Genomic DNA, 17825 nt, shown 5'->3' with positions numbered 1-17825 from the left:
TGCTTACCATGAATAAAATAGGATTGCTATATATTTCCCTTGTTTATAAATTTCTAAAACTTTATGCTTCGTCAACTAAAAAACTGCTGTAATTATTTTCGATGATTGAGGCATTTCCTTTTGTTTTGAGCTTGAAATGAATCTTCTATTTTCGTGGATACAAGGGGTTCATTTAGTTGAATATTATAGGCTCTGAACATAGCAAAAGCAGCACTTAAAATTGCCATATATACAATAGTGGTAATTAATGCTGTTTGAGTCAATTTTTGTCTTCGAGAAGGGGGCAATACTTCTAAGGGAATTAAAGCATCAAGGGCTAATTCTGCTGATGAATATCTATCTTTATAATTGGGTTGTACCATTTTGTCTAGCCAGGCAATAAAGTCTTGACTGAGGTGTTTTACTTTCTGCTGAAAATTAATTTTTCCCATGTCATCCATGAGACTGCCTACTTCTGTTGCATGGGTGTTTGTTAATAAACAAATTAATGTTGCACCGAGACTATATAAGTCTGATGCTGTTGTTAATTCACGATTAAACATTTGTTCTGGAGGCATAAATCCTAATGTACCTTTGACTACGCTACTAACAGCAACTTCTCCTCCTCCTATTCTGGCAAAACCAAAGTCTACTAGGCTAATGTTCATCTGGTCATCTATTAGAATATTTTCTGGTTTTAAGTCTCTATGAATCACTGGTGGAATTCTGTTTTGGAGGTATTTAATAATTTCTAGAACTGAAATTGCTATTTGTTTAATTTGTTGGGGTTGCCATTTTTGAGAGGTTGCTAAATTTGCTAAAGAAGTAGCGTTTTTATATTCTTGTACCATACAGAAACCTGATGGTGTTTGGAAAGAATCTAAGTAGTGGGGAATACTAGGATTATCTAGTGTTTTTAATACTTGAACTTCTCTTTCATAGGCTTGATATTCTGACCAATGCGCTCCGGTTGTAGCAAATTGAAATTGTTTAACTACTACTGTTTTTTGAGTATTAATTTCTGTGGCAAGATAGGTTACTCTTCCACCTGCACGGTTATGTCCGAGTTCTTTGATTGTTTGATAGCCATAGTTGGAAAAATTGGGATAGTTATTCATGGGTTTTTAGTAAGTTTTTAGAGGACTGAGAATAGGAAGGAATTAATTTTTTACATGAGATTCCGAGCCACTATATTTTGATTATGGTTTGATTAAATTTGGTTCTGCTTTTCTGTATTTAGAAATTATTTTGAGAGGTTTCAAGATTAAATAAAATAGGGGTATTAGAGTAATAGAAAGAGAGGCGATCGCTACTATTGCTGAGTCTAAAATTTCTCCTAAAGTAAAGCAGTGTAGTTGAGGAATGACTTCATGAAAAATCTTAAAAGTTACAATTAAGCTAAAGTCTAATCCTATTGTTAAAAGAAATATAAGTATTTGTTCTATTTCGGAGAAAAATCGATCGATCTTGTTTTTAGGTATTATTATTAATCTCATTGTTTCTTCCAATATAAATAAATAAAGCCTAGCTAAATAATACGAAATTACTAATATTATTATAGCTGGAAATAATAACTGCAATAAATCTCTTATATGCACTCCAATCGCAATCATTATAAAATTCAAAAAAATTATGATAGATAAAACACCAATAATTATTGTGCGTTTAACAGCTTTGTTGATGTAATTAAATAAAGCACATACTGTTATAGATATTACTGCCCACCAAATAAATAGAGTATTGAATTGCAATGAATTCAAACTAAAAAATATAAAAACTGCCACTACAAAGCGAGTAAAAAAAAACATGAAGATGGATTCATCTTCTAATTTCGGCAAACTACGAGTTTCTACCTGAACATTTATTGTTTCAATTTCTGAAGCTGAATTATTATGTAAAAATATCTCCCTTTGATGAATTTCATTTTCTACTAACTTACTGGTATCTACTGTAATTTCAAACCCTATATGATTGCCTTCAAACTTATGAGATGAAAATGAAATCCAACTATGGTCATAAGGAGTATGAGGATGGTCACTTGCATGGGGAGCAACTTCCCATCTACCAGATAAAATTGTTTCTGGAATCGGATTACTAATTTCTATAATATCTGTTAATTTTTCTCCCCATTTATCGCTAGTAAATTCTAGATTTGTTTGACTAATTCTAACTTTTGCTAAACGATTGACATCTAAAACTCGAAGAGCAGCTAAAGCCTCCTCAGCATTTTCATATCTATCGATATATTTTGGTTCTGTTATCTTTTCTAACCAATTAATCCAACCCCTTTCTAATGGTGGAACTAAATGACGGAAAATAATCCGATAATTCGCATCAATTAAATTTCCAATATCCCCAGATTTTATCCCAGTTAATAAACAAATTAATGTGGCACCAAGACTATATAAATCTGAAGCCGTAGTTAAGGAGCGATTAAACATTTGTTCGGGAGACATAAATCCCATCGTACCTTTCACAACACTACTTGCTGCTATTTCTCCTCCTCCCATTCTGGCAAAACCAAAGTCTACTAAGTAAACTTTTAATTGCTCATTAATTAAAATATTTTCCGGTTTAATATCTCGATGAATAACAGGTTGTGGTTGATTTTGGAGATAGACTAAAATTTCTAAAATTGAAATAGCAATTTGTTTAATTTCTTGGGGTTGCCACTGACGAAAAGTCCGAGCAGATTCCGCATTAATATATTCTTGAATCATGCAGAAACCATCAACAGTTTGAAAAGAATCTAAGTATTGAGGAATTGCTGGATGCTGGAGACTTTTTAAGACTTCAATTTCTTGCTCGTAGGCATCATATTCTGCCCAAGTTGCTCCTAGTTTGGCAAATTGAAATTGTTTAATAACTACCTTTTTTTGAGTCTGGATATTTTCAGCGAGATAAGTGACTCGCCCACCAATATTATTGTGTCCGAGTTATCTAATTATTTCATAGCCTTGAGAACAAAAATTGGGGTAATTATTCATGGGTTTTTAGTAGGTTTTAAAGAACACGAAACAGTGAAATTATTGGAGATTTTTCCTAAGATTTACATGGTGGTTATGGTTGAATTAAATTTAGCTCTGCTTTTCTGTATTTAGAAATTTTTTTTACAGGTTTGAATAATAAGTAAATTAGGGGGATTAGAGTAGCAAACATAGAGGCGATCGCTACTATTGCTGAGTCTAAAATTTCTCCTAAAGTAAAACAGTGTAGTTGAGGAATGATTTCATAAAAAAGCGTAAAAGTTATAATTAAGCTAAAGTCTAATCCTATTATTAAAAGAGCTATAAGTATTTTTTCTACTTTCGAGAACAATTTATCTATCGGGACTTGAAATATTATTTTTAATATTGTTGTTATTATTAACATTGTTTCCACAAATATACAGGAATACAGCCAAACTACACCTCCAGATAGAGCAATACCGAGAAACATCACACAAGTTACAACAGTTATTGTAGCAGTGAAACAACCTATCTCTTTGTCTTTTAAAAGTAGGGGTTTAGTAAAAAGTAGGGGTTTAGGTAGGGGTTTAGTTATGGGATTAACTAAAGCACATAGAAGTATGTATAAAGCACATACTCCTATGTATATTACTGCCCACTGAAGAAATACAGGATGGAATAGCAATGAATTAAAAATGTAAACGATAACCACTGCCACAACAAAGTGACTAAAAAAGAATATAAAAATGGAGCTAACTTCTAATTTAGGCACACTAGCAGTTTTCACCTGAATATTTATTTTCAGGGTTTCTGATGCTGAATTATTATGTAAAATTATCTCCCTTTTATAAATTTCATTTTCTACTAACTTACTGGTATCTACTGTAATTTCACACTCTACATGATTCCCTTCAAACTTATGAGATGAAAATGAAATCCAACTATATAACTTATAAGATGAAAATGAAACCCAATAAGATGAAAATGAAATCCAACTATGGTCATAAGGAGTATGAGGAGGGTCACTTGCATGGGGAGCAACTTCCCATCTACCAGATAAAATTGTTTCTGGAATCGGATTACTAATTTCTATAATATCTGTTAATTTTTCTCCCCATTTAGAACTAGAAAATTCTAGATTTTCCTGACTAATTATGACTTTTGGTAAACGGTTAACATCTAAAGGTCTCAGAACAGCTAAAGCTACCTCAGCATTTTCATATCTATCAGTATATTTTGGTTCTGTATTAGGTCTAAAAATATTTTTTCTTACCTGCTTCTGTCTGAATATCCAATACTCTTATATCAGTCAAATTTTACAGCGTCTCTAGATAATTTTTTTGACCGCTGATAATGGAGTTGATAAACTTTTCAAAGCTACTACTGTAAGAAGTTTAAAAAGTCTGTGATTCTCATTTTTAACTTTTTTTGACAACAAACAGTCTCTGAGATAATATATTATCTAATATTGACTTTCTTTGGAGAAAAAGTAAACATGAAACTTACCCCTCAAGATTTTGCTAATATAATATTTAATATTGAGTTTCTTTTTATTCAACCCTACGATCAAATTGATCAAGGTATAGGTACTGGTAAAAATATTAGCTTTTTAGGAAAATCCCTAACTTATGATGAAGCTAATATACGTTTTAAAAATCGCGATAAAGAGATAAAAAGCAATTTATCATTTCTGCGAAAGATACCAAAAATGTCAACAATTGCTATTGGGTATCTGATCAACGAAATAACAAAATTCTTAGAACCAGACGAATGCTATTTGAACATAGGGTGTTGGAGGGGTTACTCGTTTTTTGCAGGAGTATTAAATCATAATTGTTTTTCTATAGGGATTGATAACTTTTCTGAATTTGGTGGACCAAAAGCAGAATTTTTAAAAGATTACGAGCAGGTTAAACATCCAAAAAGCAGTTTTTTCGATTTAGACTACCAAGAGTATTTTGAAAGTTACCACAATACCGATACTAAAATAGGTTTTTATTTTTATGATGGAAACCATTCCTATGATCATCAGAAAGAGTCTCTTGATGTAGCCAAACCTTATTTTTCTAAGAATGTAATAATATTAGTTGATGACACTAACACTAACGAAGCACGCAGTGCTACTTTAGAATTTGTTAAAGAAAATCATCCCCACTATGAAATCATTTTCGATCAATTAACATATATAAATGGACATCCTACATTTTGGAATGGATTAATGATTCTAAGAAAAGTATAATTATCCTTATTCTATTCACTAAGTATTCAGCCGTCAGCAAATAATGAATAATTTTTACTAAGGTTAAAGAAGCGTACTTTGGCAATAATTTTGTAATTATTTCTGAATTTCCCAATAGCTTTTACCTACTCCAAAATCAGTAGCTGACAGTTGAATACTACCATAATCATATCTGACTAAAAAAGTACAAAACAGGGAAAAAATATTAAGAGACTCACTACAACTTTTTCTAACTGCTGAAGCTGCCAATAATATTCCCACAACCAACAAAAATTATAATTTTTCCGAACTCCATATATTACACTCAGTATTATAATGTAACAATAAATCCTCAGAGTCGGGGAATATGCAAAAATAATCAAGAAAACAAGACTATCGAAAATAATACGGAGAAAAACTGTGGACTCCAAATATAACCCTGTATCCATTGAACAAAAGTGGCAAAAAATATGGACCGAACAAAACCAAAATCAAACCCCTACAGACAAGAATAAACAAAAATTCTACGCTCTATCCATGTTCCCCTACCCATCCGGGAACTTACACATGGGTCATGTTCGTAACTACACAATCACCGATGTCATTGCCCGACTCAAACGGATGCAAGGTTATCGTGTCCTGCACCCCATGGGTTGGGACGCATTTGGACTACCCGCAGAAAACGCAGCCATTGACCGTGGCATCCCACCCGCCCAATGGACCTACCAAAATATTGCCCAAATGAAAGAACAACTAAGACGTTTGGGTTTCTCCATCGACTGGGAAAAAGAAGTCGCCACCTGTTCCCCCGAATACTACCGTTGGACTCAATGGATATTTCTCCAATTTTTCCAAGCAGGTCTCGCTTACCAAAAAGAATCCGCCGTTAACTGGGACCCCATCGACCAAACCGTACTTGCCAACGAACAAGTAGATGGCGAAGGTCGTTCCTGGCGTTCCGGGGCAAAAGTCGAACGTAAATTATTGCGTCAGTGGTTCTTCAAAATTACCGACTATGCCGAACAACTCCTCAATGACTTGGACAAATTGCCTGGTTGGCCAGAACGAGTTAAAACCATGCAGGCCAACTGGATAGGTAAATCCGTCGGTGCTTACCTCGAATTTCCCATAGTCGGTATGGATAAAAAAATCGGTGTCTTTACCACCAGGCCCGATACTGTCTACGGCGTAAGTTACGTCGTCTTAGCTCCCGAACATCCTTTAACAGCACAAGTAACAACCCCAGAACAACAAACTACCGTCGAAACCTTCATTCAAGAAGTTGCTGCCGAAAGTGAACTAGAACGCACCGCTGAAGACAAACCAAAACGTGGCGTTCCCACTGGTGGCAAAGCTATCAACCCATTCAACAACCAAGAAATTCCCATCTGGATCGCCGACTATGTACTCTATGAATATGGTACAGGTGCAGTCATGGGAGTACCCGCTCACGATGTACGAGACTTCCAGTTTGCCAAACAATACGACCTACCCATTACAAATGTCATTGTGCCAGATGATTCGGATAATGATGACTGGGAACTTACAGATGCTTATACCGATGTTGGCACCATGGTGAATTCCGGTCCGTTTAATGGTGAAAAATCTACTGTCGCCAAAAAAGCAATTATTGAACTTGCAGAAGACGAAGGTTATGGAGAAGGTCGCGTACAATATCGTTTGCGAGATTGGTTAATTTCTAGACAACGTTATTGGGGCGCACCAATACCTATTATTCACTGTCCGAAATGTGGTGCTGTACCTGTACCAGATGAAGATTTACCTGTGAAATTGCCAGACAGTGTGGAATTTTCTGGTCGCGGTCCCTCACCCTTGGCAAAATTGGAAGATTGGGTGAATGTTCCTTGTCCGAGTTGTGGCACTCCTGCAAAACGGGAAACGGATACCATGGATACTTTTATTGATTCGTCCTGGTATTACTTGCGTTATCCAGATGCGACTAATGAACAACAGGTGTTTGACTCGGAAGTGGTAAATGACTGGTTGCCTGTAGACCAATATGTGGGTGGTATCGAACACGCAATTTTGCATTTGTTGTATTCCAGATTTTTTACAAAGGTTTTGCGCGACAGAGGTTTGTGCAATTTTGACGAACCATTTCAACGTTTGTTAACTCAAGGAATGGTACAAGGTATTACCTACAAAAATCCAATTACCGGTAAATATATTCCCTCTGCTGATGTCAACCCAGAAGACGCCAAAGATCCGAAAACTGGAGATGAGTTGGAAGTCTTTTTTGAGAAAATGTCTAAATCTAAATATAACGGTGTCGATCCTTTAGATGTGATGTCAAAATATGGAGCTGATACCGCGCGGATGTTTATCTTATTTAAAGCTCCACCGGAAAAAGATTTAGAGTGGGATGATGCTGATGTGCAAGGACAGTTTCGTTTCCTCAACCGGGTGTGGTTATTGATAACTGAGTTTTCTGCAAATCATAGTTTAAGTGAGTTGAAAGTAAAAAATAGCGGTGTTACTCAAGCAGACTTGAAACAGTTGGGTTGGTCTCGGTATTTGATTACTGAAATCACAAAAAATCTTGCTGCGTTTAAACTCAAAAATGTGGTGAAAGTTTATGCTGCTGCTGATGTGAAAGCTGCAATAGAAGCAAAATTTAATCATCCAGAAACTCAACAAGAGACTAGGAATGATTTACAGAAAGGGTTGATTTGGATAAAAAGTAAGTTTGCTAGAGAGTTAACTAAAGTAGAGAAAGATGTACGAAGGGCGGTGCATATTGCTATTAAGGAAGTAACAGAAGATTTAGATGGAGATTATCAGTTTAATACTGCTGTTTCTGAAATGATGAAGTTGAGTAATGCTCTTGCTGATGCTAGTTGTAAAGATTCGCCTATTTATGCGGAAGGTTTGGAAACTTTGTTGTTGTTATTGGCGCCGTTTGCACCTCATATTATTGAGGAGTTGTGGCAAGTTGCTGGTAATTTTGGTTCGGTGCATACTCACCCTTGGCCTAAGTTTGACCCGGATGCTTTGGTTGTAGATGAAATTACCTTGGTGATTCAGATTAAGGGTAAAACTAGGGGTACTATTCAGGTGTCAGCACAAGCGGATAAGGCGACTTTGGAAAAGTTAGCGCGAGAGTCGGAAGTCGCACAGCGTCATTTGGAAGGTAAGGAGATTAAAAAGGTAATTGTGGTGCCTGGAAAATTAGTTAATTTTGTGGTGTAGCAGAAGGAAGAAGGAAGAAGGAAGAAGGAAGAAGGCGTTTAGTTATCTAGCAAAAGAATCTTCCTTTTAAGCTTTTGATATGTCCTAAGCTTTGCTTAGTCTGCTAAGGAAGAAGGAAGAAGGAAGAAGGAAGAAGGAAGAAGGCGTTTAGTTATCTAGCAAAAGAATCTTCCTCTTAAGCTTTTGATATGTCCTAAGCTTTGCTTAGTCTGCTAAGGAAGAAGGAAGAAGGAAGAAGGAAGAAGGAAGAAGGCGTTTAGTTATCTAGCAAAAGAATCTTCCTTTTAAGCTTTTGATATGTCCTAAGCTTTGCTTAGTCTGCTATAGAACCCCTAAGCGTATCTTCATAAATATCAAGTTTTTTTTAGCTAGGAGTCAGGAGACAGGAGACAGGAGACAGGAGGTAATATCATGTCCGGTTGAACAGTGATAAATAAATAACTACGGAGGAGTCAGTCCTCAGGAGTCAGTCCTCAGGAGTCAACCCACCCCTAACCCCTCCCAGGAGGGGAAGAAAGAAGAAGAACTGGAGTTGAAGGAGAAAGTTTTTTTATAACTAATTATCCGGACATGATATAAGAGGGAAGAGAGAAGATGTGGGGAGAGATAATACAAAAAATTCAACACTTCTTCAGATGATTTTTTCTCAAAATTGATGCGCTAAAAGACTTGACTACCACAATTATATAGATCTTAAATGGGTTCTATAGACATCTCCAGAAAAGAGGGAGTAGGGAGTAGGGAGTAGGGAGTAGTGGGAAAGAATTGATACAGCATATTTCGGGCAAATGAGGTACAAGCTTGAATGGTAAAATCATCGTAGCGTAGGCATCTTGCCTGCGTTTAGGCATCTTGCCCGCGACAGGTGTACCTCATAATAACGGAAACCGCTGTAATATCATGTCCGGTTGAATAGTCACACTTAGGACGAAGGAAGGCAGAAGGCAACCCACCCCTAACCCCTCCCAGGAGGGGAAGGCAGAAGGGAAAGAAAGGTTTAAAGGGAAAAGGTTTTTTTGTCACTAATTATCCGGACATGATATAATTTCTTTACGATAGTTGATTTTATTTTTTATTATTGGAGATGTCTATTCCAAAAAAAGTGCGCCTGTTTCAGTCTAAAACCCTCAAAAAGGAGCGTATTTTAGGTGCATAGTTGGGCAGAAAAATCATTCTTACAATTCTTAACTACTACCTCCTCGCTCATTCCCATTTCTCCTGTCTCCTGTCTCCTGTCTCCTGTCTCCTGTCTCCTGTCTCCTGTCTCCTACCCTCACCCATAAGACTTTTTCAGCAAGCCCTATTTATTCAGAACATTACAAATTAATTTACCCGCACCATTAGGTTGAAACTTAACAATCTTACCATTTTTTTGTATTTTTTCTTCAGTGCGACAATTATAAATTTCCAGTGGTTTTTTCTTGCTATTAATACTAACTTCTGCTCGATATTCCCAATAGTTTTTAGCACTACGTTTAATACTAAGAATACAAATATTATTACCCTGATAATTACGACAAAAAGATGCTGCTGCAAGGGGTGTAACAGCAAAGAAAAATATTAATAAAAAAATTGACAAAATAATGTATTTCCGCATTCCTCAAATTGTCATTTCTTCTCAGCAATACCTCAAAAAATCAGAAGGCACAACTGCACCTCCTGATTTTGATTAATTCAGGACTTACACAAAGGCACTATCTATAGGGTGTTGCTCAGTTACGCTACCGCTAACACACCCTACTGGACTGACACAGCTAAAACTGTGCATTAGCTTTTAATATCATGTCCGGATAATTAGTTATAAAAAAACTTTCTCCTTCAACTCCAGTTCTTCTTCTTTCTTCCCCTCCTGGGAGGGGTTAGGGGTGGGTTGACTCCTGAGGACTGACTCCTGAGGACTGACTCCTCCGTAGTTATTTATTTATCACTGTTCAACCGGACATGATATAACTTGAAAATTCTCACTTTTGACTTTTGACTTTTGACTTTTGAATTGAATCTAATGCACTATTTTAGGTGAAACAATCCACTACTAATAGCGTTCATGGGTAAGTCCTAAATTCTAACCCAAGATGAAATTCTCAGCTACTAACCCTGGCGCACCTTCTAATGTAGCAAATTGACCGCCACTACCGAAACCAGGAGCAGTACCATCAACATTATAGTACAAATTACCAGTTGTACTATCGTAAACAATGAATGCTTCTGATATACCAGCATCACTTTCACTAGCAACAACAGCAAAACTCTGTTGTATACTCTCTGTGGTATCAAATGCGGTGAAAGTCACAGCACCAAGTTCGATGAAATCTTCTGCTGCATTAAAGTCAGTGATTGAATCAATACCTAACATAGTTGGATCGAATACCTCATCAGTATCAAAGACAAATATATCGCTATCAGCTCCACCTGTAAGAACATCATCTCCTCGTTGGCCATTGAGAAAATCTGCTCCTTCTCCACCTGTCACAATATCGTCACCTTTTCCACCATGAAACGTATCGTTTCCTGCACCACCATTGAGGGAGTCATCACCTCGAAAACCATCTAACAAATCATTCCCCAAATTACCATTGAGGATATCATCTCCTTCCAACCCGTAGATATTGTCACCATTATTGCCCCCATCAATGGTATCATCACCCGTAGTACCAATTTTATTTTCTGCCAAGAGATTTCCACCCCGAACTTGAAGTATTTCGCGATTCCCTTCTTCATTTTGAACAAATAAAACTGGTTCACCCCGTTGATTACCAGGAACGTCAGCAAAAGTACCAGATAAATTTGTGATATCACCTTCAGGGGTAAATGCAGCATCTAGACGAACTGGTAGATCGGACTCTCCTCCTTCTCCATCATCATCACTCTCTACTTGACTTGTTTCTAAGTTATTACCATGTTCACCTTCGCCATGTTCACCCTCGCCATGTTCACCCTCTACTTCTTCTCCATGATCGATCCCTAGGTGACTTGCTTCTAAGTTATTACCATGTTCACCTTCACCATGTTCACCTTCACCATGTTCACCTTCGCCATGTTCACCTTCGCTATGTTCACCTTCGCTATGTTCACCTTCACCATGTTCACCTTCGCTATGTTCACCTTCACCATGGTCACCATGTCCGTAATGTCCACCTCCAAGGTAAGTCCAAATCTTCACCTGCTCATCACCCTCTGCTAACTGTTCCGTATCAACAGCCAATGTGGTAATGTTAGCATTATTACCTTGAACAGTAGTATCAAAAGCTTCACCAACCAGATCAAAATCAGCAGTAGGAGCAACATCATCTTCAGGTTCAGGTCGCTGGAGTACATAACCAGAAGTAATCTCAATCTCCCCTGTATAATCTTCTCCATAGGGACTAATAGGTTCGTCTAATGCTGCTACATCACTCGCATCAATCTCTTCACCTGCTCGGATCGCTTTCTCAATATCAATACCACTCAAAATCGTTAATTTGCCCTGATTAGCAATATAGATATCCTCAAAGTTATCTCCAGCAGCATCTCCCACTGCTACATTGAGATTATTCTCTAAACCATCTTCATCAGAGGTCAATCCATCAACAAGCATACGGGTAAGCAGCTCAGAATTTTCACCATTATAAATCTCAATCAATACCCCGTCTTCTGTAACTATACCCGTAACTATGTCAGTAAAACCATTGCCAGTAATATCACCAGTAGCAACAGATCCTTTTTCCCCTGCAATACCATCTACTCCTTGGAAAGCATTAAATTCAAAGATTTGTAAGGTGGTGTCATCACCATCAACATCTGTTATACCCTGTGCTTGCAGATTAAATAATGACCTGCCATCAAATACTCGAACTGTATGATCCCCTTCAATCTCCATAGCAACAACATCAGTGGTATTATCAGTAACGTTATTGCCGGCAAAGGGTAGCGAGGAGTTTACATCATCAATATCAATATCTACTCCATCTGTAAAGTCTGAACCAAAAGGTCTCAAATTAAGACTTGGTCCTGTGACACCGCTACCCCGGAGTAGTTCGATACTTGTACCATCAGCATCTCCCTCTTCATTGCTCAACCCTAACCAAGTATCATTTGTATTCAGAATCACCCGCACAACTGCCATCATTCCAGCATCTTCATGGAACAGAATATGGCAATGGTTCACAAAGCTGCCGTCATAGTCCTTGAACTGCATATACATTCTGACTAGGGAAGCATCACCATTAAATTCTGCTACACCGTAGGGGTTCGTTTCCGTGACTGTACCATCCTGATGAGTAGGGGGTAGAGCAATAGTATCCCCTTCTATATAAGGTAGATAGGTATTCTCTAAGTCTGCAAGTCGTTGACCGTTGATATCTAAAACTGTAAAAGGATTTTGGTGAATGTGGAATGGATGCCATTCTAGGAGCGGAAGATTTATCTCCTCTGGCAATGTTTCTTCGTCTAACCCAGAGATGTTAAATACATTCCATATTTCCGCTGTACCTAACATTGGCATCGCTAGTGGAGTCTCATTCTCGCCAGCAAAATACCCGCCATTAATTTTGTAGGTGCCCTCGAATGTTTCTACCTCTAAGTCATCTGGACTATTACCTTCAGCGATCGCCCCACCAATATTTGCACTCCAGATATATGTACGTTCCCGGTCAACACCAACACCATTCTCTGCTGCATTAACTCTATCTATCAGTGCTTCAACTCTTTCTTCAAGACTATCATAAGCTTCTGGAATCGGAGCAGGAGCAGTTTCTGGGCCCGTCACATCCAAAGTCATCAAAACCTGTGGTCCCCAAGTATAGTGACCGTCATCAAATCCCTGAGATTCTTGACCTTCTGGCAACTTATTGGTCATTGTCTGGATCAACTCTGGACTATCTTCACCCACAATTTCTGGCGTACCATTAGATAGCAGATAATACTTACCTGGTTCGGTGAAAGAATGATCTACAGTTATCCGTTGTCCAGGTTGAAAGATTGGTGAATCTTCCATAGTTCTGCGAATTTCTTCTGTCGCTCGACCGGGATAAGAGTCACCATCAAGACCTACATAAGTCATGTCCTGAAGCTCAAGTGTCACCTCCCCATCAGGACCAATCTCTTCTTTGTATAACTGAAGAACATGGTGAGCATTAACATCTGCATTCAAGAGTGAAAACGTTTGTAACTCACCAGTCTCTAATGCAAGTGTGGGGTTGTATTGACCATTGACAGTGTGAATAACGTTTTCTGCTGGTGCCTCTAAAACACCACCACCATATTCAAATATAGCAGGATTATTTGTACCATCCTCATTTCTACCCAGAGGTAGTTGGGGGTCATAAGCAACTGGTTTAGCGTTATAACCTATAAATACAGCATCCGATAGTTCATAAATTGGCAGACCATCATCTGTGAATCCTTCGATTTCTACAGGTGTACCCGCAGGTAATGAAATATCAGGGTTTTGGTTAAGGGGGTCATCTGGTGAACCTGGTCGGTCTACTTGCTGAAGACCGTAGGTATTAACAGTGATCGAATAGAAATTTTCCGAGCTTGGATCCCATTTATTCAGGTCTGGTTCATCATGTCTTGGCATAACTTGCAGTACACCTACTAACCCTGCTGATAGTTGGGTATTAGTATATCCATGAAAGTGAGGGTGATACCAGCTCATACCCGCAGTTTGGTCTGTAGGAACCTGAATATCATATTCAAAGGTTTCTCCAGAATCTAGTAAATGTAGAACATTATCACTACGACCTAGAGGAGATGTATGAAAACCGTGGGTATGTAGGTTAGAAAATACATTTGCTGTAGTATTTCCTGCTTCTTCTACCTTAGTTAAATTATTTGTCAGAGTCAGTTGTACTTTGTCCCCAGCTTCAGTCACTATCAATGGCCCAGGAATCATTGGGTCAGAAGTTGTACCGTCAGGAGCTGTACCCTGATACACTCTGAGTAGTTCATAAGGAGTGAAGCTAGGTAGAGGGTCTCCATTTTCATCTAAAACGGGTAGTCCGGTATTAGGATCGAGGCGAGGTAACCATGGTACTAATCCATCTGCTGAGGTGAGAACCCCTAAACCTTCTATCTCTAATCGCTCTAACTCTTCCATTGAGAGTTGTGCTTCTAATACCTCATCTGGACCCCAGCTTGAAAAGAAATTTCCAGTGTTTCCCTGTGGGTTGTTTTGCCACTCTTCAATAGGGTTATAAAAGGGAACTACTATATCTGGGTGAGGCAATACATCAAGATAACCATCTTGATCGAAGCCTTGACTCCATAATTCAAAGTTTTCTTGACCAATAATTTTTGCGTCTCTTAATGCAACGTCAGCCATGATTAATTATTTCTCCAAATAAAAATTAAAACAAATAACGTGATGAAACCTGATAAGATTGTTTCTAAATAAGACAGTATATAGTCAATATTAACCTATAAAGTCACTAATTATTTTGTCAAAAATCTTAGAAAAAGATTAAAGTTTTTTGGATCGATATTTCTACTGAAAAAAAACAATAATCAAAAAAATTTAGATGATTTACAGCGCTTTTCCAATTGATGAACCACATCGCTATAACCAAGACCTTGTAGGGACGTTGCATGCAACTTCCCTACCGGAATGGAAACCACTGTCATCTGAATTAATTCGGGTATTTGACTACTCCCCAGATTTAAGTCACAAGGATTCTAAGTAGATACTACGCAACAGTAAAATTTTATTAAGTATCAATTCTTAATTAGGGTTTGCGCTCATAAGTCTTTTTGCGCTCGGCAGGGAGTAGGGACCCACCCCTCGCCCCTCCCAGGAGGGGAGTAGGGATTAGCTAATACTCAAGAGTTGGAGGGAGTTGTAGAGGAGGTAGGAGGAACACAAAATTATCCCTTGCCAACTCTGCCCAACTATACGCCAAAATACTCACTTTTTGAGCCTTATAAGGCGAACATCAGGTACTTTTTCACGATCTAAAAAGGCACTTACCAATATCAGTAAAGACTTTGATATTTAATCAGCAAACCCTAATTAAAGTGAATTAAGGGAAATTGGTATCATTAATATTGAACAATGTCAAGAATAAATTCCTAAAGATAATTCTTGGTTTTGCTCATCACATAATATTTTGTCCCTGAAATAGTAAATCAGATTTTTAATTGAAAAAAATGTTGGTAAAAATGTTAATCTGGTTCATAGAAAAACAAAAATTGTCTGGCACAAATTTGTAAATTTGATTCATAGCTAAAAAGTCAATCCAAAATAGGTTTTTCACGATTGTGGACAATCATTTGGCTTGATACTTTGAATCAAATCAAGTGGCCGTCATCTACTCCCTGACAAGCCGATCGATTACTAACTGTTTTATTAAGATGTTAAACTGTGAGATAAAGCAACTGACAACACCGATACGGTATAGTTAGGTAATGCTGAAACAACACAGTCTGGAAACAAACCGTCACAAAACACAACAAACTAGCAAAATTAACCAGATAACTATGGCATATAAAAACGCAGTATTGGACGACAAAGCACTGCAAGAAGGCTTAAGTAGTATCAACCCAAAATTTGGGGATTTTTGTACCAGAGTAGCTGGAGAAGCATGGGGTCTACCTTTAATAGATCAAAAAACCAAAGCTTTGCTCACAGTAGCAATAGATGTGGTAAATCAAGACCATGTAGGTCCAGGAAACCCATTTGGCGCTCACGTTAAGATGGCAATGTCTCAAGGAGCAACTTTTGAAGAAATAGAAGAACTGCTAGTATTCACCTGTGTCTATGCAGGATTTAATAAAGCAGCAGGTTGCTTTGGCGCTCTCGGAGAATTAAAAGAGGAATTAAACGAATTATTCCCACCACAATAATCATCACCATTTTGATTAACATCTGTAGAGATAAGTAGAGATAATTCGCTAGAGATTGAAAATTTTGGCAGAGAATCAAGTAACAGACTGTGGTAGTATGGTTCTTGTGGAAGCACTCAAATTAGTTGAATGCAGCGATAAATATAAAAAATAGGGCGGTAGGGCATTCCGTTCTTAAAGCACGCGCTTGCCCGACGGGATACCGGGGCTGGGAAACGAGAAGCCCACACTGATAGCGTCAGCTTAGTGTCGGAGATGTCACACTCTTAAGCTTCAAAAATCTTCTTTGGAAAGTTCAGCAGAACCATAGATAAACTCGTAATATCTAAAAACGCAAAGGCAGCAAACTATGCTATCAACCCCGATTAAAAAAGGAGAACTTGCCGACTATTCAAGTCGTGACCAGGAAGCACAAGTGGCTTTCTATGTTCTCCTTTGGAAAAGAAAAGGAATAACCCTCGAACTATTTGATGACTATTGGAGAAACGTTCACGGTCCAGTTTGTGCCCGTCTGCCAGGCCAGTACCAATATTGGCAATTTCATGTTGCTCATAATGATGGGGGAGTATGGCCTAGTATTGGAGACTTAGTAGATGCTTCTACCCCTGAAGAAAACTTTGATGGCATTGCTGAATTAACCTTCAAAACAGTAGAAGACCGAGAAATATGGTTCAAAGCAGCAGCTATTTTGATGGATGATGAGCATAACATCTTTAGCAAAGCAATAGGTTATAATACCACTCCTGGTAACTCTATCACTTTCATAGATGGAATTGAAAATGGTTCTCCTAACGGTTCTCAAGGAATAGAAAAATTCCACTGCATGATTAGAAAAGCAGACGGAGTAAGTGTTGAAGAGTTTCGGGATTACTATAAAAATACCTTTGCACCAGCTCTAGCAAAAATGGATTATGTAGTAAAACTGCGATTACATCTATTTGAAGAAGTTGATAACACTAGGCCAGATGCAGGTGGTGTATCCCATTCTGAAGCACCAGAACTAAACTATCAAGCTGCTATGGAAATAGCATTCTGGAACCACTTAGAGCTAGAACTACTTTTTGCATCTCAAGAATACCAGGAGCTAGTGAGTGAATACAGTAAGTATGTCAAAGAAATCAGACCATTTCCACAAAGAACTGCTTACACATTTGTGAATGATGGTAAAATGACCTTGGCAGGTCAGCGTAGTTCCACAGTGGCACAACTCATTATGGATATTGGAGCTGCTAATCAACTACAAAATGATGTAGTCGATCTAATGTTAACTAATAAGTTGACTGATTAATTCTGAGTTTCAACATTTTAACCAACTTTGATGTCGGCAAGGGGTCTCCCGTTATACAAATGTTAACGGGAGGGGAATTGCCGACCAACAAACAAACCGCGCAGCATCCACTTATAGCTTGCATTGTGTGCTTTTTTGTGTTATTTTGATTAAATCGGGAGTAGCGGTAGTACGCACCTGAGAAAACTATGAAAACAAATAGCGAGTATGGAGTTCAATTAAGAAGTTAAGCGTAAACCCGTGAAAAGGTAAAACTCTTAAGGGAACTTTCTGGAGTACAGAATTGCTTAGTACAAAAAGGCGGTGGGTCTCATCGTCTCTGTCTGTAGAGGGTTAAGTGGTTGCACTCCCTGTGAAACAGAAA

At 37.9% G+C, this 17825-nt stretch carries 10 protein-coding genes; 4 read left to right on the top strand and 6 right to left on the bottom strand.

Features of this window, described 5'->3' with window-relative positions; translation table 11 throughout:
• Positions 1–92 precede the first annotated feature (92 nt).
• The 3 genes from F6K54_RS22540 to F6K54_RS22530 all read right to left on the bottom strand — a co-directional run bounded on the left by F6K54_RS22540 (position 93) and on the right by F6K54_RS22530 (position 3714).
• Complete coding sequence (locus tag F6K54_RS22540) at positions 93–1097, bottom strand: serine/threonine-protein kinase (RefSeq protein ID WP_293082194.1); 1005 nt, start codon at positions 1095–1097, stop codon at positions 93–95.
• An 81-nt stretch (positions 1098–1178) separates the two neighbouring features.
• Positions 1179–2900 carry a serine/threonine-protein kinase gene (locus F6K54_RS22535; RefSeq protein WP_293082196.1) on the bottom strand — a complete coding sequence of 574 codons (1722 nt, stop codon included), beginning with the start codon at positions 2898–2900 and terminating at the stop codon, positions 1179–1181.
• A gap of 139 nt (positions 2901–3039) precedes the next feature.
• Positions 3040–3714: a hypothetical protein gene (locus F6K54_RS22530; RefSeq protein WP_293082190.1), complete on the bottom strand. Its 675-nt coding sequence runs from the start codon at positions 3712–3714 to the stop codon at positions 3040–3042.
• Positions 3715–4395: 681 nt separating this feature from the next.
• Between F6K54_RS22530 and F6K54_RS22525 the strand changes: the two genes are divergently transcribed.
• The gene (locus F6K54_RS22525) at positions 4396–5166 is read left to right on the top strand and encodes a class I SAM-dependent methyltransferase (RefSeq protein ID WP_293082188.1); all 771 of its coding nucleotides are present in this window, start codon (positions 4396–4398) and stop codon (positions 5164–5166) included.
• 96 nt (positions 5167–5262) lie between these two features.
• Here the strand turns inward: F6K54_RS22525 and F6K54_RS22520 are convergent, their stop codons facing one another.
• Positions 5263–5436 carry a hypothetical protein gene (locus F6K54_RS22520; RefSeq protein WP_293082185.1) on the bottom strand — a complete coding sequence of 58 codons (174 nt, stop codon included), beginning with the start codon at positions 5434–5436 and terminating at the stop codon, positions 5263–5265.
• 129 nt (positions 5437–5565) lie between these two features.
• On the opposite strand from F6K54_RS22520, the gene leuS reads away from it, so the two are divergent.
• Positions 5566–8355: a leucine--tRNA ligase gene (gene leuS / locus F6K54_RS22515; RefSeq protein ID WP_293082183.1), complete on the top strand. Its 2790-nt coding sequence runs from the start codon at positions 5566–5568 to the stop codon at positions 8353–8355.
• A gap of 1300 nt (positions 8356–9655) precedes the next feature.
• Here leuS and F6K54_RS22510 read toward each other — a convergent pair.
• Together F6K54_RS22510 and F6K54_RS22505 are read right to left on the bottom strand one after the other, a co-directional pair.
• A complete protein-coding gene (locus tag F6K54_RS22510; RefSeq protein ID WP_366558197.1) occupies positions 9656–9934 on the bottom strand; it encodes a hypothetical protein in 279 nt (92 codons plus the stop codon).
• A 483-nt stretch (positions 9935–10417) separates the two neighbouring features.
• Positions 10418–14656, bottom strand: coding sequence for a multicopper oxidase domain-containing protein (locus F6K54_RS22505; RefSeq protein WP_293082178.1), 4239 nt, complete (start codon positions 14654–14656; stop codon positions 10418–10420).
• A gap of 1079 nt (positions 14657–15735) precedes the next feature.
• Here F6K54_RS22505 and F6K54_RS22500 point away from each other — a divergent pair.
• Together F6K54_RS22500 and F6K54_RS22495 are read left to right on the top strand one after the other, a co-directional pair.
• Complete coding sequence (locus tag F6K54_RS22500) at positions 15736–16173, top strand: carboxymuconolactone decarboxylase family protein (protein ID WP_293082176.1); 438 nt, start codon at positions 15736–15738, stop codon at positions 16171–16173.
• Between the two features lie 349 nt (positions 16174–16522).
• Entirely contained in the window at positions 16523–17461 is a 939-nt protein-coding gene (locus F6K54_RS22495; protein WP_293082173.1) for an EthD domain-containing protein, read from the top strand.
• Positions 17462–17825: the final 364 nt, after the last annotated feature.

Origin of the sequence: Okeania sp. SIO3B5 (genome assembly GCF_010692555.1) — a bacterium.
Taxonomy (GTDB): Bacteria; Cyanobacteriota; Cyanobacteriia; order Cyanobacteriales; family Microcoleaceae; genus Okeania.
This window is presented reverse-complemented; position numbering and strand designations above follow the sequence as displayed.